Source organism: Pseudomonas sp. NBRC 111139 (genome assembly GCF_001753955.1).
Taxonomy (GTDB): domain Bacteria; phylum Pseudomonadota; class Gammaproteobacteria; order Pseudomonadales; family Pseudomonadaceae; genus Aquipseudomonas; species Aquipseudomonas alloputida.
The window spans coordinates 1-20,765 of the sequence record NZ_BCBP01000079.1 but is presented as its reverse complement, the minus strand read 5'-3'; the positions used below and the strand labels follow the sequence as shown (position 1 = coordinate 20,765).

Annotated in this window: 17 protein-coding genes; 7 read left to right on the top strand and 10 right to left on the bottom strand. The window is 63.0% G+C overall.

The window, feature by feature from the left end:
- Positions 1-30: 30 nt before the first annotated feature.
- The 3 genes from BJQ17_RS25835 to BJQ17_RS25825 are packed head-to-tail and all read right to left on the bottom strand — an operon-like array spanning position 31 to position 3,274.
- Positions 31-1,272 (bottom strand): lipoprotein-releasing ABC transporter permease subunit, encoded by a 1,242-nt coding sequence (locus BJQ17_RS25835; RefSeq protein ID WP_070096831.1) that lies wholly within the window; start codon positions 1,270-1,272, stop codon positions 31-33.
- Between the two features lie 60 nt (positions 1,273-1,332).
- Positions 1,333-2,016 (bottom strand): lipoprotein-releasing ABC transporter ATP-binding protein LolD, encoded by a 684-nt coding sequence (lolD, locus tag BJQ17_RS25830; protein WP_014753922.1) that lies wholly within the window; start codon positions 2,014-2,016, stop codon positions 1,333-1,335.
- 7 nt (positions 2,017-2,023) lie between these two features.
- A complete protein-coding gene (locus BJQ17_RS25825) occupies positions 2,024-3,274 on the bottom strand; it encodes a lipoprotein-releasing ABC transporter permease subunit (RefSeq protein WP_003248802.1) in 1,251 nt (416 codons plus the stop codon).
- Positions 3,275-3,367: 93 nt separating this feature from the next.
- Between BJQ17_RS25825 and BJQ17_RS25820 the strand changes: the two genes are divergently transcribed.
- Together BJQ17_RS25820 and BJQ17_RS25815 are read left to right on the top strand one after the other, a co-directional pair.
- Positions 3,368-3,952: a PilZ domain-containing protein gene (locus BJQ17_RS25820; RefSeq protein ID WP_003248801.1), complete on the top strand. Its 585-nt coding sequence runs from the start codon at positions 3,368-3,370 to the stop codon at positions 3,950-3,952.
- Between the two features lie 31 nt (positions 3,953-3,983).
- Entirely contained in the window at positions 3,984-4,700 is a 717-nt protein-coding gene (locus BJQ17_RS25815; RefSeq protein WP_003248799.1) for a glycerophosphodiester phosphodiesterase family protein, read from the top strand.
- A gap of 48 nt (positions 4,701-4,748) precedes the next feature.
- On the opposite strand, the gene sthA is transcribed toward BJQ17_RS25815, so the two are convergent.
- The 3 genes from sthA to BJQ17_RS25800 form a co-directional block, all read right to left on the bottom strand.
- Positions 4,749-6,143: a Si-specific NAD(P)(+) transhydrogenase gene (gene sthA / locus BJQ17_RS25810; protein WP_003248797.1), complete on the bottom strand. Its 1,395-nt coding sequence runs from the start codon at positions 6,141-6,143 to the stop codon at positions 4,749-4,751.
- Between the two features lie 204 nt (positions 6,144-6,347).
- Entirely contained in the window at positions 6,348-7,346 is a 999-nt protein-coding gene (locus BJQ17_RS25805; protein WP_070096827.1) for an FAD:protein FMN transferase, read from the bottom strand.
- Between the two features lie 179 nt (positions 7,347-7,525).
- The gene (locus BJQ17_RS25800) at positions 7,526-8,989 is read right to left on the bottom strand and encodes a glyceraldehyde-3-phosphate dehydrogenase (RefSeq protein WP_033725352.1); all 1,464 of its coding nucleotides are present in this window, start codon (positions 8,987-8,989) and stop codon (positions 7,526-7,528) included.
- A gap of 167 nt (positions 8,990-9,156) precedes the next feature.
- Between BJQ17_RS25800 and mfd the strand changes: the two genes are divergently transcribed.
- From mfd to BJQ17_RS30530, 3 genes are read left to right on the top strand one after another with little or no spacing between them, the layout of a single operon-like run.
- Positions 9,157-12,606: a transcription-repair coupling factor gene (gene mfd / locus BJQ17_RS25795; RefSeq protein ID WP_012053155.1), complete on the top strand. Its 3,450-nt coding sequence runs from the start codon at positions 9,157-9,159 to the stop codon at positions 12,604-12,606.
- A gap of 9 nt (positions 12,607-12,615) precedes the next feature.
- The gene (locus BJQ17_RS25790) at positions 12,616-13,188 is read left to right on the top strand and encodes a CsiV family protein (RefSeq protein ID WP_003248789.1); all 573 of its coding nucleotides are present in this window, start codon (positions 12,616-12,618) and stop codon (positions 13,186-13,188) included.
- Between the two features lie 4 nt (positions 13,189-13,192).
- Entirely contained in the window at positions 13,193-16,510 is a 3,318-nt protein-coding gene (locus tag BJQ17_RS30530) for a DEAD/DEAH box helicase (protein WP_083285110.1), read from the top strand.
- A gap of 143 nt (positions 16,511-16,653) precedes the next feature.
- On the opposite strand, the gene nagZ is transcribed toward BJQ17_RS30530, so the two are convergent.
- Positions 16,654-17,652 carry a beta-N-acetylhexosaminidase gene (gene nagZ / locus BJQ17_RS25780; protein ID WP_172402813.1) on the bottom strand — a complete coding sequence of 333 codons (999 nt, stop codon included), beginning with the start codon at positions 17,650-17,652 and terminating at the stop codon, positions 16,654-16,656.
- A gap of 189 nt (positions 17,653-17,841) precedes the next feature.
- A complete protein-coding gene (locus BJQ17_RS25775; protein WP_070096826.1) occupies positions 17,842-18,549 on the bottom strand; it encodes a TetR/AcrR family transcriptional regulator in 708 nt (235 codons plus the stop codon).
- Between the two features lie 215 nt (positions 18,550-18,764).
- On the opposite strand from BJQ17_RS25775, the gene lexA reads away from it, so the two are divergent.
- Positions 18,765-19,373: a transcriptional repressor LexA gene (gene lexA / locus BJQ17_RS25770; RefSeq protein WP_003248781.1), complete on the top strand. Its 609-nt coding sequence runs from the start codon at positions 18,765-18,767 to the stop codon at positions 19,371-19,373.
- Between the two features lie 13 nt (positions 19,374-19,386).
- A complete protein-coding gene (gene sulA, locus BJQ17_RS25765) occupies positions 19,387-19,863 on the top strand; it encodes an SOS-induced cell division inhibitor SulA (RefSeq protein ID WP_003248779.1) in 477 nt (158 codons plus the stop codon).
- 50 nt (positions 19,864-19,913) lie between these two features.
- Here sulA and BJQ17_RS25760 read toward each other — a convergent pair whose 3' ends face one another.
- Both BJQ17_RS25760 and BJQ17_RS25755 read right to left on the bottom strand, forming a co-directional pair.
- On the bottom strand, positions 19,914-20,147 hold the full coding sequence (locus BJQ17_RS25760; RefSeq protein WP_003248777.1) for a hypothetical protein: 234 nt from the start codon (positions 20,145-20,147) through the stop codon (positions 19,914-19,916).
- Between the two features lie 50 nt (positions 20,148-20,197).
- The gene (locus tag BJQ17_RS25755; RefSeq protein WP_003248773.1) at positions 20,198-20,713 is read right to left on the bottom strand and encodes a DUF6586 family protein; all 516 of its coding nucleotides are present in this window, start codon (positions 20,711-20,713) and stop codon (positions 20,198-20,200) included.
- Positions 20,714-20,765 lie beyond the last annotated feature (52 nt).

Genomic DNA, 20,765 nt, shown 5'->3' with positions numbered 1-20,765 from the left:
GCTTTACGCCCCCAGGATCTCAGGCAAACATCAAACCGCCAGGCCAATCGCCGGCTGCACCTGCGACGCCCGGTAGGCCGGGTAAAGGGTCGCCAGGAAACTCATCACCAGGCCGGCGGTGCAGATGATCGCCACATCCCCCCACTGCAACTGCGACGGCAAGCTGCTGACGAAGTACACATCCGACGTAAAGATGTGCTGCCCGCTCACCCGCTCCAGCCAGCCGACGATCTGGCTGACATTGAACGCCGCAATCACGCCCAGTACGCCACCAATCAGCGTGCCGACAATGCCGATCAGGCTGCCCTGGACCATGAACGTGCCCATGATCTGCGCCGGCGTGGCGCCCAAGGTACGCAGGATGGCAATGTCCGGCCCCTTGTCGTTCACCACCATCACCAGGGTAGCGATGATATTGAACGCCGCTACCGCGATGATCATCATCAGCAACAGGCCGATCATGGTCTTTTCCATCTTCATGGCGCTGAACAGGCTGCCCTGGGTATGCGACCAGTCATCGGCCCGGTAGGCGTCCCCAAGCCCGGCAGCAATCGCCTTGGCCACCTGCGGAGCGGCATACAGGTCGTGCAGCTTCAGCCGCACACCTTGCACCTGGCCTGGCGCCCAGCGCTGCATCTCGGCTGCATCAGCAACATGGATATAAGCCTGCGACCCATCCAGCTCGGCGCCGACCTTGAAGATGCCGACCACGGTGAGGCGCTGCATGCGCGGGGTGATGCCACCCGGTTCCTTGCTGATTTCCGGCACGATCAAGGTCAGCTTGTCGCCGGTGTTCAGGCGGAAGCGGCGTGCGGTCAGCTCACCGATGACCACACCGAACTCACCGGGCTGCAAGCCCTGCAGGCGGCCCTGGACGATGTGCTGGCCAACGATGGAAACCTTGCCCTCCTCGGCCGGGTCGATACCACCGACCTGGATCGGCTGCATGGCGCCCTTGTACGACAGCATGCCTTCCATCTCGGTAATCGGCGCCACAGCCATCACCGCCGGATTCTTCATGGCAACGTCGGCCACCTTGTGCCAATCGTCCAGCGGCTGCACGCCCAGGATGGCGGCATGCGGCACCAGGCCGAGAATGCGCGAGCTCATTTCGCGCTGGAAGCCGTTCATCACCGACAGCACCACGATCATCGCCAGCACGCCCAGCGACAGGCCGATCATCGAAGTCATCGAAATGAACGAGATGAAATGGTTGCGACGCTTGGCTCGGGTGTAGCGCGCGCCGATAAAGATGGGCAAGGGTCTGAACATGTACGAAATCACCCAATGGAAACAGGAAAACGGGGCAGCACCTGCCACCCCGGCAGTCGATCAAATGGCCACCAGGTGGCCATCGTCGAGCTTCAGCACACGGTCCATCTGCCGCGCCAGGTTGAGGTCGTGGGTGACCACCAGGAATGCCGTGCGCGAAGCGCTGGACAGCTCCTGCATCAGTTCCTGGATGCCTTGGGCGGTATGGTGGTCGAGGTTACCGGTCGGCTCGTCGAGCATCACCAGGCCGGGGCGGTTGACCAGCGCCCGGGCAATCGCCACACGCTGGCGTTCGCCGCCGGAAAGCTCGGCCGGCTTGTGGTTCAAGCGGTGGCCCAGGCCTACCCGCTTGAGCAGCGCCTCGGCACGCTCCCGGGCCTCGGGGATGGGCGTTCGGCCGATCAGCAGCGGCATGCACACGTTCTCGATGGCGGTGAATTCCGGCAGCAGGTGGTGGAACTGGTAGACAAAGCCCAACTCGCGGTTGCGTAGCAGGCCACGGGCACGCTCGCCCAGTGCCGACAGCTCTTCGCCAGCCAGCCACACGCTACCCTGGGTCGGCCGGTCGAGGCCGCCCAGCAGGTTGAGCAAGGTACTCTTGCCCGAGCCGGAACTGCCAACGATGGCCACCCGCTCACCGGCCTGCAGTTCCAGGTTGAGCCCGGACAGCACCTGCACCGACTCCGGGCCCTCGTCGTAGGACTTGCCCAGGTTGCGGCAACTCAGAACGGCTTTATCACTCATGCGCGACTCACTCATAACGTAGCGCCTCTGCAGGCTGGGTGCGGGCCGCACGCCAGGCCGGATACAGGGTGGCGAAGAAACTCAGGACCAGTGCCGCACCGCAGACCATGTACACGTCCTGGGCCAGGATCTGCGACGGCAGGTAATCGATGAAGTACACGTCGGCGTTGAGGAACTTGTGGCCGATCAGTGTCTCGATGCCGGCGATCGCCGCGCTCACGTTCAGGGCCGCGAAGATCCCGACGACGGCGCCGATCAGGGTACCGATCACCCCGATCACCGTACCCTGGACCATGAAGATGAGCATGATCTGCCCGGGCGTGGCGCCCAGGGTGCGCAGGATGGCGATGTCGCCGCGCTTGTCGTTGACCACCATCACCAGGGTGGAAATGATGTTGAACGCCGCCACCGCCACGATCAGCAGCAACAGCAGGCCGATCATGGCCTTTTCCATACGGATCGCCTGGTACAGGTTGCCGTGGGTACGGGTCCAGTCACGGCTATAGAACTCCTGTTCGCCCAGCTGCTGGGCGATGCTCCAGGCTACGCGCGGCGCCTGGAACAGGTCGTCGAACTTCAGGCGCAGGCCCTGGACCTGGTCGGGCTTCCAGCGGTGCAGGCGGGACAGGTCACTGATGTTGGTCAGGCCCAAGTAGCCGTCGATCTCCCCCGCGCCAACGTGGAAGGTGCCGACCACGGTGAAGCGCTTCATGCGCGGGAACATGCCAGCGGGGGTCACGCTGACCTCGGGGGCGACGAAGGTGAGCTTGTCGCCGATGGCAACGCCCAGCTTGGCCGCCGCCTTATCGCCGATCATGATGCCCCACTCGCCCGGCGCCAACTGGTCCAGGCGGCCTTGCAGGACGAAGTTGTCGATGATCGACACCTCGCGCTCGCGAGCAGGGTCGATGCCGTTGAGCAGCACCTTCTGCACCTTGCCATCATGGGTCAGCAGGCCCTGCATCTGGGTGAACGGTGCAACCGCCACCACCTGCGGATTCTGCTTTACTTGTTGGGCAAGGGCCTGCCAGTCGGCAATGGGCTGGCCGCTCTCCAGCGTGGCATGGGGAATCATCCCCAACACGCGGGTGCGCATCTCGTGGTCGAAACCGTTCATCACCGACAGCACTACGATCATTACCACCACGCCCAGGGCGAGGCCGATCATCGAGGTCAGGGAAATGAACGAGACGAAGTGATTGCGACGTTTGGCACGGGTATAACGCGTGCCGATGAATGCGAAAAGAGGTCTGAACATGTCGGGGCTTGTTCGGATGAAAGGGAACGTCCTTGTGGCGAGGCGCCTACGGCGGCTTTACACTCGGACCACCGCCGCTACCTTGGGTTCGCCATGACGACATTAGACGAAGAAGATCGCCGCGAATACTACCGCATCGAAGATCGGATCGCACTTCAAATAAGCCCCCTTAGCGCGGCCGAAGCCCTTGAACCAGATGTGTTGCAAGATGATTCGCCGTTGTTCAACCTGCTCAGCGAGCTGCACCTGTCCGACTTCGAGTCGCAACACCTGTTGCGCCAGCTAAGCGACAAGGACCGCACCCTCGCCGCGTTCCTGCGGGCACAGAACAAGCGCCTCGACTTGCTCAGCGCGGTGGTTGCACAAACCCTGCTTGGCGAGGTCGGCGAGCCGCTGCCGGTGGTCATTTCCGAAGGCGGCATCGAATCCGCCCAAGCCACACAGATTGCCCCCGGCACCCGGGTGAAAGTGAAAATGGTGCTGATGCCGCGCGCCCATGGCCTGCTGCTGCGCGGCAAGATCACCCATTGCGACCCTCGCCCGGAGGGCGGCTTCGAAGTCGGCACCGAGTTCATCGACATGACCGATGCCCAACGACAACTGCTGGCGCGTTACATCCTGCAGCGCCAGCAACAGCAACGGCGCCAGCAGCTGGAACTGAACGACCCCGCCTCCTGAGCCAATTTCTCCCTGATTTGAAGGAACGAACGTGACCCTGATCTACGGCCATCGCGGCGCCAAGGGCGAAGCACCCGAGAACACCCTGAAGAGCTTTCAGCAATGCCTGTCCCATGGCGTGACCCGCTGCGAGCTGGACCTGCACTTGTCATCCGACAACGAACTGATGGTCATCCACGACCCCACCCTCAAGCGCACCACGGGCCGGCGCGGCAAAGTGGTCGAGCACCCGGCCGCCGAACTGGTCAAGATCGATGCCCGCAAAGGCGGCCCGGGCCATGTGCAGCCCTGCCCGATCCCGAAACTGGAAGAGCTGTTCGAAAAATGCCCGTTCGAACACTGGCAACTGGAGGTGAAAAGCGCCTCGCGCACCCGCGCGGCCACCACCGTCCTGGCGATCCGTGAACTGGCCCAGCAATATGGCCTGCTGGACAAGGTGACCATCACCTCCAGTTCACGCGAAGTACTGGGCGCCGCCCTGGAACTGGTGCCAGACGTGAAGCGCGGGCTGGTGGCCGAATACGCCTGGCTCGATCCGCTGAAGGTGGCACAGAACTACGGCTGCGAACTGCTGGCATTGAACTGGACGCTGTGCACCCCCGAGCGCCTGCTCAAAGCACAGGGCCAGGGTTTGCATGTGTCGGTGTGGACGGTCAACGAGCCGGCACTGATGCGCCGGCTTGCTGACTTTGGTGTGGACAGCCTGATTACAGACTTTCCCGGTTTGGCCAAGACCACCCTCGGGTAGGGTTGAAATCGGTCTCTCCGACCGGCTCAGGCCACCGGTCGGAGCCGCTCAAAAAAGCCGGTTCAGGCCGTCATAGGCAGCTACCCGATAGGCTTCGGCCATGGTCGGGTAGTTGAACGTGGTGTTGACGAAGTACTTCAGGTTGTTCTGCTCACCCGGCTGGTTCATGATCGCCTGGCCAATGTGGACGATCTCCGAAGCCTGGTAGCCGAAGCAATGCACGCCGAGGATTTCCAGGGTTTCGCGGTGGAACAGGATCTTCAGCATGCCCTGCGGCTCGCCGGCGATCTGCGCACGCGCCATGCTCTTGAAGAAGGCCTTGCCCACTTCGTACGGCACCTTGGCCTGGGTCAGCTCCTGTTCGTTCTTGCCGATCGAGCTGATCTCGGGAATGGTGTAGATACCGGTCGGCACGTCGTTGACGAAGCGCCAGCTGCCGTTATCGACAATGCTGCCAGCGGCCGACCGGCCCTGGTCATGGGCGGCACTGGCCAGGCTTGGCCAGCCGATCACGTCACCGGCACCGTAGATGTTCGGCACGGTGGTGCGGTAGGCCTCGTCGACCTCGATCTGGCCGCGGCTGTTCACCTTGATGCCGATGTTTTCCAGGCCCAGCTTGTCGGTGTTGCCGGTACGGCCGTTGCACCACAGCAAGGCGTCGGCCTTGATCTTCTTGCCCGACTTGAGGTGCAGGATCACCCCGTTGTCCAGGCCTTCGACGCGCTCGTACTCTTCGTTGTGGCGCACAGTGATGTTGTTGTTGCTGAAGTGGTAGCTCAGCGCCTGGGAAATTTCCGAGTCGAGGAAGCTCAGCAACTGGCCACGGTTGTCGACCAGCTCGACCAATACGCCCAGGCCACTGAAGATCGAAGCGTATTCGCAACCGATCACGCCGGCACCGTACACGATCAGCTTGCGCGGGGTATGGCTGAGGCTGAGGATGGTGTCGCTGTCGTACACGCGCGGGTGGTGGAAGTCGATGTCGGCCGGGCGGTAGGGGCGCGAGCCGGTCGCGATGATGATGTGCTTGGCGTTGAGCTTCTCGACCACGCCGTTCGGGCACACCACTTCCACGGTTTGCTCGTCGGCAAAGCTGCCGGTGCCGAAGAACACGTCGACGCGGTTACGGGCATAGTAGCCGGTGCGCGATGCCACCTGCTTGGCGATGACCTTCTCGGCGCTTTTCAGCACGTCCGGGAACGAGAACCAGCGCGGCTCGCCGATGGCACGAAACATCGGGTTGGTGTTGAACTGCATGATCTGCCGCACCGAGTGACGCAGTGCCTTGGACGGAATGGTACCCAAGTGGGTGCAGTTGCCACCGACCTGGCGACGGTCATCGACCATCGCTACCTTGCGCCCTGCTTTGGCGGCATTCATTGCCGCGCCTTCACCGGCCGGGCCGGAACCCAGCACCACTACGTCGTAGTTGTAGACAGCCATGCGTACTCCTTCAGAACTGGCCCGCAAGCCACGGTCGCTCGCGGGGCACGATCATGCCGCCGGGGCGCCATGAGAAAATTCGGGTGCAGTCTAATCAACCCTGAACGCCGCGCACATTAACCCTTGGTCGCGTCGTAGGCCAATTTTGCCCGCACTACATATGCTTCACCCATTCCGTGGCGGCAATCATCCCTGCTTGTGCTTTCACTGGCCTTTCACTGCCCGTTCGAACGCGGGCGTAGCTCGGGAGACGAAGCCTCCCTCTGCTCGAGTCACCAAAACCGCAGCCAAGTCATGCGCCACGGCAAAATCCCAGCCTTGCTGTGGGCCCAGGATGAGTAGCAGCGTCGAATAGCCATCGGCCAGCAGTGCTGAGGCGTCCAGCACCGTAACGGCAGCCAGGTCATGTTCGACCGGGCGCCCGAGGCGGGCATCGAAGGTGTGCGAATAGCGCCGGCCATTCTGCTCGAAATAGTGCCGATAGTCACCCGAGGTTGATACTGAAAGGCTATTGACCGGGATGATCTGGCGGGCGATCTGACGGTCTTCGCGAGGCAGTTCCAGGGCAATACGCCAAGGGCTACCGTCAGGCTTGCGGCCAACCGCCTTCAGCTCGCCAGTGGCCTCGGCGACAAAACTGCTGATACCCATGGCCTGCAGGCGCGCAGCGATCAAGTCGACAGCATGACCGGCGACGATGCTGTTGAAGTCGAGCTGCACCGGGGCATCCTTGCACAGGGCTCGACCTTTGACGCGCAGGTGCTGGTAGCCCACACGCTGGCGTACCTGGGCCAGTGCCTGTGGTTCGGGCACCTGCTGGTGACGGGCCTGAGGGCCGAAGCCCCACAGGTCGAGCAATGGCTCTACCGTGAGGTCGAAGGCGCCATCGCTCTGCTCGGCAAGGTGCTGGCCCAGGCTGACCAACGCGAGCATGTCAGGCGGCAGGGCCAGGCACTGGCCGGCAGGTAAGCGGTTGAACTGGCTTACGATGGAATCGCCGCGGTAAGTCGAGTAGTGGTGGTCGATGTCGTGCAGAATGGTTTCCACCGCCCTCTGCACCTGGGCCAGCTCCGGGCCACCAGGCTCGCGGACGTACTGGATGCTGTAGCTGCTGCCCATGGTCGGGCCACCCAGGCGTTCCAGGGTGGGGCCCTGGTTGCAGGCGGTGAGTAGCAGCAGAATGAACAGTAGGGCTGTGCGCACAGTAGGGTTTCTCGGTTGCCAGTGCTGGCCTCTTCGCGGGTAAACCCCCGCCTACAGGGGCAGCGATAATCCTGTAGGCGCGGGTTTACCCGCGAAAGGGCCGGCACTGACAACACACATTCAAAATAAAAAAAACGGGAACCCGAAGGTTCCCGTTTTTTCATTGCCTTACAAGCGAATCAGCGTGGAAACGCTGGCGGGTTCACACCGGCCATGTCTTCCATCACACGAACCACCTGGCAGCTATAACCAAATTCGTTGTCGTACCAGACGTACAGAACAACGCGGTTGTCGTTGGCGATGGTCGCCTCTGCGTCAACCACACCGGCATGGCGCGAGCCGACGAAGTCGGTCGAAACCACTTCCTGCGAAGCCACGTAGTCGATCTGCTTGTGCAGCTCCGAGTGCATGGCGATCTGGCGCAGGTACTCGTTGATCTCGTCGCGGGTGGTGGCCTTTTCCAGATTCAGGTTCAGGATGGCCATCGAAACGTTCGGCGTCGGAACACGAATCGCGTTGCCGGTCAGCTTGCCCTTCAGCACTGGCAGTGCCTTGGCAGCAGCGGTGGCGGCGCCGGTTTCGGTGATTACCATGTTCAGCGGCGCGGCACGGCCACGGCGGCTGCCCTTGTGGAAGTTGTCGATCAGGTTCTGGTCGTTGGTGAACGAGTGAACGGTTTCGACGTGGCCGTTGACGATGCCGTACTGGTCGTTGATGGCCTTGAGCACCGGCACGATGGCGTTGGTGGTGCAGGAGGCCGCCGAGATGATCTTGTCATCGGCAGTGATGTCACCGTGGTTGATACCGTGCACGATGTTCTTCAGCGCGCCCTTGCCAGGTGCGGTGAGGATCACGCGGGCAGCACCCGGGCAGGCCAGGTGCTGGCCCAGGCCGTCGGCGTCACGCCATACGCCGGTGTTGTCGACGATGAGCGCATTGTCGATGCCGTACTGGGTGTAGTCGACTTCGCTCGGGCTCTTGGCGTAGATAACCTGGATCAGGTTGCCATTGGCGGTGATGGTGTTGTTGGCTTCGTCGATGGTGATGGTGCCATCGAACGGGCCGTGCACCGAGTCACGGCGCAGCAGGCTGGCACGCTTGACCAGGTCGTTTTCGGCGCCTTTGCGCACGACGATGGCACGCAGACGCAGGCCGTCACCACCACCGGTCTTCTCGATCAGGATGCGCGCCAGCAGGCGGCCGATGCGACCGAAGCCGTACAGGACAACGTCGGTGCCTTTGCGCGCCGAAGCGTTCTGCTGACCGACCACGTCGGCCAGCTCTTCACGGACGAACTGCTCGGCAGTGCGGCCATTGCCTTCCTGCTTGAACTTGTTGGCCAGCTTGCCCAGGTCGACCGATGCGGCGCCCAGTTTCAGCTCGCTCATGGCCTTGAGCAGGGGGAATGTCTCGTGGACGGACAGTTCGGTTTCGTCGGTTTGGCGGTGGCGCGCAAAGCGGTGCGCCTTGAGGATCGAGATAACCGAACGGTTGATCAGGCTGCGGCCATAAATCGAGCTCACCACATTGTTATTGCGGTAGAGCTGACCGATAAGCGGGATCATCGCTTCAGCCAGGGCTTCACGATCAATCCACTCACCAAGACACTGGTCGGGCTTCTGAGTCACGGGAACCTTCCACATGTAGGGACAGAAAAAAGGGGCTACATTATGACGCCCCAACGCGGAACCGGCAATGAGTGCCTGTCACAGTGACGCAAGCCAGCGTTCATGCCCTTTCGAGCCTGACAGCCGGCACTGTCACCGGTACAATCGGTCTCTTTGCCGCAACGCTTGGAGTGCAATCTCCCGTGTCAGTTCTGCGCCTACCGCAAATGTCGGCCACGGCCGGCAAACAAACCTGGGGCAACCTGCCCGGTGCCGCCCTCAGCCTTGCCATCGCCGAAGCCGCCAGCAGCGCTGGCCGCTTCACCCTGCTGCTGACGGCCGACAGCCAGGCCGCCGACCGTCTGGAGCAGGAGCTGCGCTTCTTTGCCCCAGACCTGCCAGTGCTGCCGTTCCCCGATTGGGAAACCCTGCCCTACGACCTGTTCTCGCCGCACCAGGACATCATCTCCCAGCGCATCGCCAGCCTGTACCGCCTGCCGGAGCTGAGCCACGGCATCCTCGTGGTGCCGATCACCACCGCCCTGCACCGCCTGGCACCCACGCGTTTTCTGCTGGGCAGCAGCCTGGTGCTGGATGTGGGCCAGACCATCGACGTGGAACAGATGCGCCTGCGCCTGGAGGCCAGCGGTTACCGTTGTGTCGACACCGTCTACGAGCATGGCGAGTTCGCCGTGCGCGGCGCGCTGATCGACCTGTTCCCGATGGGCAGCAAACTGCCCTACCGTATCGACCTGTTCGATAACGAGATCGAGACGCTGCGCACCTTCGACCCCGAGACCCAGCGCTCGATCGACAAGGTGGATTCGGTGCGCCTGCTGCCGGCACGCGAATTCCCGATGCAGAAGGAAGAAGTGACCCGCTTCAAGGCACGCTTTCGCGAGCGCTTCGACGTCGACTTCCGCCGCAGTGCAATCTTCCAGGACCTGGCCAGCGGCATCATCCCCGCCGGTATCGAGTACTACCTGCCGCTGTTCTTCGAAGAAACCTCGACCCTGTTCGACTACCTGCCGACCGACACCCAGGTGTTCTCGCTACCCGGTGTGGAACAGGCCGCCGAGCACTTCTGGAACGACGTGCGCGGGCGCTATGAAGACCGCCGCGGCGACCTCAGCCGGCCGCTGTTGCCGCCGGCCGAGCTGTTCCTGCCGGTGGAAGATTGCTTCGCCCGGCTCAAGCAGTGGCCCCGGGTGGTGGTCAGCAGCGAAGCGCTGGAGCCTGGCGTGGGCCGCGAGCGCTTCCCGGCGCGCGCCCTGCCCAACCTGGCCATCGAGGCCAAGGCCAACCAGCCGCTGGCCGAGCTGGCCAACTTCCTCGACCAGTTCCCCGGCCGCGTGCTCTTCACCGCCGAATCAGCGGGCCGCCGGGAAGTGCTGCTGGAACTGCTCGAACGGCTGAAGCTGCGCCCGCATACCGTCGAAGGCTGGGACGATTTCATTACCGGTGCCGAGCGCCTGGCGATCACCATCGCCCCGCTGGACGACGGCCTGCTGCTGGACGATCCAGGGCTGGCCCTGATTGCCGAAAGCCCACTGTTCGGCCAGCGAGTGATGCAGCGCCGGCGCCGTGACAAGCGCGGCGAAACCGCCAACGACGCGGTCATCAAGAACCTCACCGAGCTGCGCGAAGGTGCGCCGGTGGTGCACATCGACCATGGCGTCGGGCGCTACCTGGGCCTGGCCACCCTGGAAATCGACGGCCAGGCTGCCGAATTCCTGACACTGGAATACGCCGAGAACGCCAAGCTGTATGTGCCGGTGGCCAACCTGCACCTGATCGCCCGCTACACCGGCAGCGACGACGCCCTGGCACCGTTGCACCGGCTGGGTTCGGAGGCCTGGCAGAAAGCCAAGCGCAAGGCCGCCGAACAGGTCCGCGACGTGGCCGCCGAACTGCTCGACATCTATGCCCGCCGCGCCGCGCGCAAGGGCTACGCGTTTGCCGACCCGTCCGCCGACTACGCCACTTTCAGCGCCGGCTTCCCGTTCGAGGAAACCCCGGACCAGCAGGCCGCCATCGAGGCCGTGCGCGCCGACATGCTGGCACCCAAGCCAATGGACCGCCTGGTCTGCGGCGACGTGGGCTTCGGCAAGACCGAAGTGGCCATGCGTGCGGCGTTCATCGCCGTGCACAGTGGCCGCCAGGTGGCCGTACTGGTGCCCACCACCCTGCTTGCCCAGCAGCATTACAACAGCTTCCGCGACCGCTTTGCCGACTGGCCCGTGACCGTGGAAGTGATGAGCCGCTTCAAATCGGCCAAAGAAGTGGCCGCCGCCGCCGCGGACCTTGCCGAAGGCAAGATCGACATTCTCATCGGCACCCACAAGCTGCTGCAGGACGACGTGCGCTTCAAAGACCTGGGCCTGGCCATCATCGATGAAGAGCACCGCTTTGGCGTGCGCCAGAAAGAACAGCTGAAGGCGCTGCGCAGCGAGGTCGATATCCTCACCCTGACCGCCACGCCGATTCCGCGCACGCTGAACATGGCGGTGGCGGGCATGCGCGACCTGTCGATCATCGCCACGCCGCCAGCACGCCGCCTGTCGGTGCGCACCTTCGTCATGGAACAGAACAAGAGCACGGTCAAGGAGGCGCTGCTGCGCGAACTGTTGCGCGGTGGCCAGGTGTATTACCTGCACAACGATGTGAAAACCATCGAAAAATGCGCCGCCGACCTTGCCGAGCTGGTGCCCGAGGCACGCATCGGCATCGGCCACGGGCAAATGCGCGAACGCGAGCTGGAACAGGTGATGAGCGATTTCTACCACAAGCGTTTCAACGTGCTGGTGGCCTCGACCATTATCGAAACCGGTATCGACGTGCCCAGCGCCAACACGATCGTCATCGAGCGCGCCGACAAGTTCGGCCTGGCCCAGCTGCACCAGCTGCGTGGCCGGGTTGGCCGTAGTCACCACCAGGCCTACGCCTACCTGCTCACACCTACCCGTCAGAAGGTGAGCGCCGACGCCGAAAAGCGCCTGGAGGCGATCGCCAACACGCAAGACCTTGGCGCAGGCTTTGTGCTGGCCACCAACGACCTGGAAATCCGCGGTGCCGGCGAGCTGCTGGGCGAAGGCCAGAGCGGGCAGATCCAGGCAGTGGGCTTCACCCTGTACATGGAAATGCTCGAACGTGCGGTCAAGGCAATCCGAAAAGGTACCCAGCCGAACCTTGAGCAACCCCTGGGTGGCGGCCCGGAGATCAACCTGCGCCTGCCGGCACTGATCCCCGAGGACTACCTGCCTGACGTGCATGCGCGCCTGATCCTGTACAAACGCATTGCCTCGGCTGCTGACGAAGAAGGCCTCAAGGACTTGCAGGTCGAGATGATCGACCGCTTCGGCTTGCTGCCAGAGCCGACCAAGAACCTGATGCGCCTGACGTCACTCAAGCTGCACGCGGAAAAGCTCGGCATCAAGAAAGTCGATGCGGGGCCCAACGGTGGCAAGCTCGAGTTCGAAGCCGAAACACCGGTCGACCCACTGACCCTGATCAAGCTGATCCAGGGTCAACCCAAACGCTACAAGTTCGAAGGCGCCACCCAGTTCCGCTTCCTGGTACCGATGGAACGCCCCGACGAACGTTTCAATACCCTGGAGGCGCTGTTCGAGCGCCTGACCCCACAGCCTGCCTAAGGAAGACTCATGCGTGCCATCCGTTGCCTGACCCTGCTGCTGGCGCTGTTCGCCCCAGCGGCCTTCGCCGAAGGCCTGTATCAGGTAGAAATGATTCTGGTGCGGCAGAACAGCGTGCCCGCCTTCACCAGCCCGTTCGCCCCCGAAGACTGGAGCGCTGGCGCCCCACGCCTGGCGAAAGAGGCCGAGCGCCCCCCAGCACTTGAAGATGAAGCCACCCGCCTGGAAGCCACCGCCGACTACACGGTGCTGATGCACAAGGCCTGGCAACAGCAGGTGGGCAGCGAACCCAGCCGCATCGCCCTGGGCGAAGGCACCGAACAGTTCGGGCACTTCCCTATCGAAGGCAACCTGAGCATCGCTGAAGGCCGCTTCATCACCGTCGAGGCCAACTTCTGGGTCAACCAGCTGGATGGCAACGGCAACGTGCTGCAAAGCGAGCAGTTCAGGCAAAGCAACAGCAACGTCAAGGGCGGCCAGCTGACCTTTCTCGACGGCGGGCACCTGGCGGTGCTGCTGAAGGTGACCCCACCAGGCACGCCGAAAATGCCGGTGATGGACCCGGAGATGATGGAGCAGTAAGCCCATGAAGGACGATGCCGCCGAAATGGTGAACGCCTATCCGAACTGGATTCAATCGTTCAGCAAAGCTGCCCTGCAGCGCGGTGAGCGCTATGCCGAGGAAGGCAGGGCCGAACTGGAAGGCATTCATGGGCCAACCATAACGGCCAGTTGCCAGGGGAGCGGCAACAACCACTACCGGCAACACATCAAGTTGCACGTAGCGGGCGGCCGGTGCCATGTGCGCGGTGACTGCGATTGCCCGGTACGGCAAAACTGCAAGCATTGCGCCGCTGTCCTTTTTTGCGTCAGCGAGCGCTTTTCCAGCAGTAAGGACACGCAAGCCAACCCGGGCGCCTTGTCCGCCGAACTGCAGCACTGGTTGAGCGGCCTGGAGCAGGCCCCACCCAAGACCGACGCGACCGAAGACAAACGCGGGCGCATGGTGTGCTATCAGCTGCAGCTCACCGACGATGCGGGCTGCGCCCTGCTTGTGCGCAAGGGCACGCGAACGGAGGACGGCATCCGCTTCAGCCGCGTCCAGTCCCTTTACGATTTCCTCTACGAGCCACCGCGCTTCGTAACAGACGAAGACATCCGCATTCTGCGCCTGCTCTCGGCCCTGAATCAGGGCGGCGGCCAGGATCGCGGCTACCGACTGAAGGGCCATGAAGGTGGCGAGCTGTTCCAGCGCGCCCTCGAAACCGGGCGGATGTTCTTCGACACCGACCTCCCCCTGCTTCATGAAGGCCCGGTGCGCCACGCCGAGTTTCGCTGGGTACGCCTGGACAACGGAAATTACCGGGGGCGGTGGTACAGCGGCGAAGCGATGCTGCGCTGCGTCATCCCGCTGCTGCCGCTTTACTACCTGGACCTGCCGACCCGTGAAGTGGGCAAGGTCGAGCACAGCCTGGATCCCCACGTCGCCGTACAGCTGACTATTGCACCCGACGTGCCGGAACACCTGGTCGTACCCCTGAGCCACAAGCTCAATGCCCTCAGCCATAAGGTGCCGACCCCGACGCAAGTGCAGGAGCAGTTGCTCGATAACATCCAGCCAAAGCCCCTTCTTGCTCTCGGCAGCCTTGAATACACCGCCTACATGCCGAAAACCGGTCGCATGCAACGGCAAATGCAACACCGCGCCGCATTGGCGTTCGATTATGACGGCTTGCAGGCCAGCGGCACCGACGAAAAGCCGCTGACCCGCCTGGCAGGCAGCACCAGCCAGCGCATTCGCCGCCAGACTCAAGCCGAGCAGGCGCTGCGCAAGGTACTGCGCGATTTCGGCTTCAAGCCCGCCACACGGCAGAGCAAGGCCCTACCCGACAGCGCCGGCGAAATGCACCAGTTGCCTGACGACGAAGCCTGGCTGCGCTTTGCCCGCGAAGGCCTGCCGCGCCTGCGCGAAGCCGGCTGGGACATCGATATTCACCGCGACTTCGCCTTCAACCTGCAGGAGGTGGACGACTGGTATGCAACCATCGACGAAGCGCCTGGCCATGAATGGTTCGACCTGGAACTCGGCATCGTGGTCGATGGCCAGCGCCACAGCCTGCTGCCGATCGTGTTGCACCTGCTGCGCAGCAGCCCGGAGCTGCTACGCCCTAGCGAACTGGCCCGGCGCAGCGATGATGAACACCTGCTGATCGACCTCAATCGCGGCCGTCTCGATGCCCCGGCTTTGCGCGTCGCCCTGCCCTATGGCCGCATCAAGGCAGTCATGGGCACCCTGGGCGAGCTCTACCTGCACGAGGACACTGCAGGCCCGTCCCTGCGCATGGAGCGCGTCGACGCCGCGCGCCTGAACGAAATAGAAGGCCTGCCCCTGCACTGGGAAGGTGGCGAGCACGTACGCGATCTGGGCCGGCGCCTGCGCGATGCCCGGGACCTGCAGGTAGAACCGCCCACAGGGCTGCAGGCCAGCTTGCGCCCCTATCAGCAGCAAGGCTTGAACTGGCTGCAGGCCCTGCGCGAGATGGGTACCGGCGGCATCCTCGGCGACGACATGGGCCTGGGCAAGACCCTGCAGGCCTTGGCCCATCTGCTGCTGGAGAAACAGTCCGGGCGCCTGAATGCACCGGCCCTGGCAGTCATGCCGACCAGCCTCATACCCAACTGGCTGGACGAAGCCCAGCGCTTCGCCCCCGACCTGCGCGTCCTGGCACTGCATGGGCCGGGGCGCAGCAAGCACTTCACCAAACTCCATGAGTACGATCTGGTCCTGACCACTTACGCCTTGATGCCACGCGACCTGGAACAGCTGCGCCCCCAGGCCTGGCACGTGCTGATACTGGACGAGGCGCAAAACATCAAGAGCAGCAGCAGCAAGGCTGCCCTCGCCGTCTGCGAGCTACAGGCCGGGCAGCGCCTGTGCCTGACCGGCACGCCAATGGAAAACAACCTGGGCGAACTGTGGTCGATCTTCCACTTCCTGATGCCCGGCTGGCTGGGCGACCTGAAGCGCTTCAACCAGGATTACCGCAACCCGATCGAGCGCCACGGTGACAGCGAGCGCATGGCCCACCTGGCCAGCCGCATCCGGCCGTTCCTGCTGCGCCGCACCAAGGAGCAGGTGGCCACAGAACTGCCGGCCAAGACCGAGATGGTGCACTGGGTCGAGCTCAGTGATGCCCAGCGCGATACGTACGAAGCCGTGCGAGTGGCCATGGACCAGAAAGTCCGCGACGAAATCGCCCGCAATGGCGCCGCACGCAGCCAGATCGTGATCCTCGATGCGTTGCTCAAGCTGCGCCAGGTGTGCTGTGACCTGCGCCTGGTCAAGGGGGTAGAAAGCAAAGGCAACCAGGCCGATAAGGGCAAGCTGGGTGCGCTGCTGGAGATGCTCGAAGAACTGCTCAGCGAAGGGCGCCGGGTGTTGTTGTTCTCACAGTTCACCTCGATGCTGGCGCTGATCGAGCAGGAGCTTGAGAAGCGCAAAATCCGTTACAGCTTGCTGACCGGTGATACTCGCGACCGTCGCGCGCCAGTGCAGCAGTTCCAGCAAGGTGAAAGCGAAGTGTTCCTGATCAGCCTCAAGGCAGGGGGCGTAGGCTTGAACCTGACGGCGGCGGACACCGTGATCCACTTCGACCCCTGGTGGAACCCGGCCAGCGAAAACCAAGCTACCGACCGTGCCTACCGCATCGGCCAGGACAAGCCGGTGTTCGTGTTCAAGCTGATTACCCGGGGTACGGTGGAAGAGAAGATCCAGTTGTTGCAGCAGGAAAAGGCTGCATTGGCGGCCAGCCTGCTGGACGGCGGGCAGGCTGGGCAATGGCGGCTTGGCGATGAAGAAATCGAGGCCCTGTTTGCGCCATTGCCTGGAAAGCGCGGGCGGTAGGCCAAAGGGGGATACAGCGTAGGAGCGGGTTCACCCGCGAATGGGCCGGGCCTGCTGGCCAATCTCCACCTGCCGCTCACCGTTGCCGCCGCTACCGTATTCGCAGGTAAACCCGACTTGTGGGAACGAACAGGCCAGCGCAGTCAATCGACCAGCTGAGCTTCCTTCAACGCCCCCAACGCCTCCAGCCAGCGCGGCTGCTGGCGATAATCGGTCCGCGCAAACCCTTGCCCACGCATCCGGGCAATCCGCGGCGATGGCTTGACCTTCATGCGCTGCGCCGCACTCAGCGCCAGCTCCGCCGCCGCCCGGTCATTGCACACCAGGCCCATATCACAACCGGCGCTCAGCGCCGCCTCGATACGGCTGGCCGCGTCGCCCACCACATGCGCACCGGCCATCGACAGGTCATCACTGAAAATCACCCCATCAAAGCCCAGCTCGCCACGCAGGATGTCCTGCAACCAACGCCGCGAGAAGCCAGCGGGCTGGTTGTCAACCTGCGGGTAGATGACATGCGCCGGCATCACTGCCGCCAGCTGCCCACTCAGGCGGGTAAACGGCACCAGGTCGGCCTGGCGCAGTTGTTCCAGGCTGCGCTCATCGGTGGGGATGGCCACGTGCGAATCGGCTTCGGCCCAGCCATGCCCCGGGAAATGCTTGCCACACGCGGCCATACCTGCCGCATTCATGCCACGGATGAACGCGCCGGCCAGTCGCGTTGCACGCAGCGGGTCACCCTCGAAGGCGCGGCTGCCCACCACGGCGCTACGCTGGTGGTCCAGGTCGAGCACCGGAGCAAAGCTGAGGTCCAGGCCAACTGCCAGTACCTCGGTCGCCATCAGCCAGCCGCACTGTTCAGCCAGGTATTCAGCATTGTCGTTATCGGCCAGCGCACGCATGGCCGGCAGGCGCACAAAGCCCTGGCGCAGACGCTGTACGCGACCACCTTCCTGATCCACGGCCAGGATCAGCTCGGGGCGAATGGCGCGGATGGACGCGCACAGTTCGCGCACCTGGCGCGGGCTGTCGATATTGCGGGCGAAGATGATCAGGCCAGCCACTTCCGGCTGGCGAAGCAGTTGACGGTCTTCGGCGGTCAGCCATTTACCGGCGATATCCACCATCAGGGAGCCTTGCAGGCTGACAGTCATGGGTAATCCTTCATTGAAGACAGAGAGAAGCCCACCGGGGGGCAGCAGACACCGGCAGACACGCGCTGTTGGCCACAGGCGAAGCCATAAAGGCGCTGGTCAGCAAGGGAAATGTGAAGTAGATCGAGATAGGGCATGGGCGCTAGCTTAGCGGAAGCGCCCCGCCACGCCCAGCCTTCAGGCCTTGGCGGTAGCCGAACTGGTCTTGGTTCGCGGACGCAGCTGCGCAGTGGCCATCGCCTCGTCGGTCACACCGCTGTCAGAGCGCATGCCTGCCGCCAGGAACGGCACCATCAGGCGCATCACCTGCTCGATCGAGGTATTGATGCCGAAGTCAGTCTCGGCAATCGCCCGCAAGGCCTTGATACCGGACATGCTGAAGGCCGCGGCACCCAGCATGAAGTGCACACGCCAGAACAGTTCCAGTGGCGGAATGCGTGGCGCAGCCTCGTTCACCAGCAGCATGTAGCGGCGGAACACCTTGCCGTACATGTCTTCCAGATAGCGCCGCAGGTGACCCTGGCTCTGGCTGAACGCCAGACCCAGCAGGCGCATGAAGATCGACAGGTCGTTGTTGCTACGCGGCTGCACGGCCAGCGCCTGCTCTACGAGCATTTCCAGCAGTTCTTCAAGGCTGGGCTTTTGCTCCGGCTTGGCCTGGCGGCGCTCCAGCTCACGCTCGAGACTGGCGCAGAATGGGCCGAGGAAACGCGAAAAAACAGCCTGGATCAGCGCCTTCTTGGAGCCGAAATGATAGTTGACTGCCGCCAGGTTGACCCCGGCCTTGCTGGTAATCAGCCGCAACGAGGTTTCGGCGAACCCCCTTTCCGCGAACAGCTGCTCGGCAGCATCGAGAATGCGTTCAACGGTTTCCGATTGGGCCATGACTACTCCGACTACTCCGCCAGACAAACAGGTGTTTGAAACATACGTTTCAGCCCTGCTTCTGTCAAGGCTCGGTGACTGGGCGGTCGCCATTTAAAAGCGCCAGCCGGCCCACTGCAAGCGCCACCTCTTCTGTTTATTGCGGCTTTTGGCTTGCAGCGCACTCAGTACTGTATATAATCCCAGTCACTGTACAAAAAGACAGAGCGCTTACCATGTTGAAACTGACGCCACGCCAAGCCGAAATTCTCGCGTTCATCAAGCGCTGCCTGGAAGACAACGGCTTCCCGCCTACCCGCGCCGAGATTGCTCAGGAGCTGGGCTTCAAGTCGCCCAATGCCGCCGAGGAGCACCTCAAGGCCCTTGCCCGCAAGGGCGCGATCGAAATGACGCCGGGCGCTTCCCGCGGCATCCGCATCCCTGGCCTGGAAGCCAAGGCCGAAGAAACCGGCCTGCCCATCATCGGCCGGGTCGCTGCCGGTGCGCCGATTCTTGCCGAACAGCACATCGAGCAATCCTGCAACATCAACCCTGCCTTCTTCCACCCCCAAGCCGACTATTTGCTGCGCGTACACGGCATGAGCATGAAGGACGTCGGCATCTTCGACGGTGACCTGCTGGCGGTGCACACCTGCCGTGAAGCCCGTAACGGCCAGATCGTGGTGGCGCGCATCGGCGACGAAGTTACCGTCAAGCGCTTCAAGCGTGAAGGCAGCAAAGTCTGGCTGCTTGCCGAAAACCCCGAATTCGCCCCCATCGAAGTCGACCTGAAAGAACAGGAGCTGGTGATCGAGGGCTTGAGCGTCGGCGTCATTCGCCGCTGATCCAGGAGGCGTCATGCAGCAGTTCATTCACGCACCCGAGCAAGTCCAGTTGCCCCTGTTCGAAGCATTCCTCGCCCAGCCCGTGCTGCCAGGCCTGAAAGCCAGGGAACCGGCGCGCAAGAGCAGCCAGCCCGAGCTGTTCAGCGAACTGTCGCTGCGCGGCGCCCCTGGCCACTGCCAAAGCCTGCTGGCGCCCGTGCTGCGCGAGCTGAGCGAAGAGGACGAGGCCCGCTGGCTGACCCTGATCGCCCCACCGCCAAGCCTGACCCAGGCCTGGCTGCGCGATGCCGGGCTCAACCGTGAACGTATTCTGCTGCTGCAACCCCGCAGCAATCAAAGCGCGCTGCAGCTGGCCTGCGAGGCTTTGCGCCTGGGCCTCAGCCACACCGTGGTGAGCTGGCTGGGCAACGTCAATGCCACTGCACGCCAGCAACTGCTACGTGCAGCCAGTGCCGGAAACGCACAAAGCCTGAACATCCGCCTCGGCTGATGTTCAGGCTTTGCCTGTCACTTCAAATAGCCTGATACGCTGCTGCACACTCAGTGCAGCACACGCGGCCCTTCATCACGCTCGAGCTCGCCATCCATCAGGCGACCGGCCATCTGCACGCCCACACTGAGCATGGCCTTGGCCACTTCCACATGCTGACCCTGCAGGAACACCTTGGCGTCTTCCGAGAAATCCAGGGTTACCAGAGAGCCCTCATCCTCGGCGCGACGAAGTTCGATGCGGCCATCAGGCAACTCGACAATTTCCAGAAAAGACGTAGACATAAATGGCAGTTCTCCGCGAAAGGCGATTATTGTACCAGCCGTTGCGTCTATCAGCACTCACTCAACGCGTCGCGGAAACGTCTCACCAAACTTTTGAGGTCGTTGCGCCAGCTTTCCAGCTCGGCACGCGACAGCGCTGGATGCTCAGGCTCATCAAGATTGACGGCTTGAATCAGAGGCTGGGTAACGTCGGTTTTCGGCGCTTTTCTGGCGACCGGTGGTCGGAACAAATCGGCATAAGCACCGAGCATTTGCGCCAGCCAGGTTTCGCGTTGGCGAGCCAGCTCCAGCAACTCGGCCACTTCCGGGATGGCGATACCGTTCAGGGCATCGTCGGCCAGGGCTTGCTCTACCGTTGCGACGACCGGCAGGCGATAGAAGCCCCCGATTTCATGGCACAGCCCCAACAGAGCGCCATACAGGTGGAACAGCGCCGACTCGCGCTCAGCCTGGACCAGGCCTTGGGCATTCATGGCCTGGCTTTGTTCAGCCTTGGCCATGGACTCGAGGGCGAGGCCGGCGAAGAACAGTTTCTGGTTGGTGCGGGTGTAGAGTTCCTGGGCCATTTCAGTGCCCTCCCATAAGGCTACAAGGCGGATATCTGCATCATAAATGATT

Excerpts from the sequence above, each read along its gene's own strand:
- BJQ17_RS25820 (WP_003248801.1), top strand. The coding sequence starts at position 3,368 with ATGACGACATTAGACGAAGAAGATCGCCGCGAATACTACCGCATCGAA.
- sthA (WP_003248797.1), bottom strand. The coding sequence starts at position 6,143 with ATGGCTGTCTACAACTACGACGTAGTGGTGCTGGGTTCCGGCCCGGCC.
- BJQ17_RS25825 (WP_003248802.1), bottom strand. The coding sequence starts at position 3,274 with ATGTTCAGACCTCTTTTCGCATTCATCGGCACGCGTTATACCCGTGCC.
- BJQ17_RS25760 (WP_003248777.1), bottom strand. The coding sequence starts at position 20,147 with ATGTCTACGTCTTTTCTGGAAATTGTCGAGTTGCCTGATGGCCGCATC.
- BJQ17_RS25790 (WP_003248789.1), top strand. The coding sequence starts at position 12,616 with ATGCGTGCCATCCGTTGCCTGACCCTGCTGCTGGCGCTGTTCGCCCCA.
- sulA (WP_003248779.1), top strand. The coding sequence starts at position 19,387 with ATGCAGCAGTTCATTCACGCACCCGAGCAAGTCCAGTTGCCCCTGTTC.
- BJQ17_RS25835 (WP_070096831.1), bottom strand. The coding sequence starts at position 1,272 with ATGTTCAGACCCTTGCCCATCTTTATCGGCGCGCGCTACACCCGAGCC.
- BJQ17_RS25775 (WP_070096826.1), bottom strand. The coding sequence starts at position 18,549 with ATGGCCCAATCGGAAACCGTTGAACGCATTCTCGATGCTGCCGAGCAG.
- BJQ17_RS25800 (WP_033725352.1), bottom strand. The coding sequence starts at position 8,989 with ATGTGGAAGGTTCCCGTGACTCAGAAGCCCGACCAGTGTCTTGGTGAG.
- BJQ17_RS25755 (WP_003248773.1), bottom strand. The coding sequence starts at position 20,713 with ATGGCCCAGGAACTCTACACCCGCACCAACCAGAAACTGTTCTTCGCC.
- lexA (WP_003248781.1), top strand. The coding sequence starts at position 18,765 with ATGTTGAAACTGACGCCACGCCAAGCCGAAATTCTCGCGTTCATCAAG.
- BJQ17_RS30530 (WP_083285110.1), top strand. The coding sequence starts at position 13,193 with ATGAAGGACGATGCCGCCGAAATGGTGAACGCCTATCCGAACTGGATT.
- lolD (WP_014753922.1), bottom strand. The coding sequence starts at position 2,016 with ATGAGTGATAAAGCCGTTCTGAGTTGCCGCAACCTGGGCAAGTCCTAC.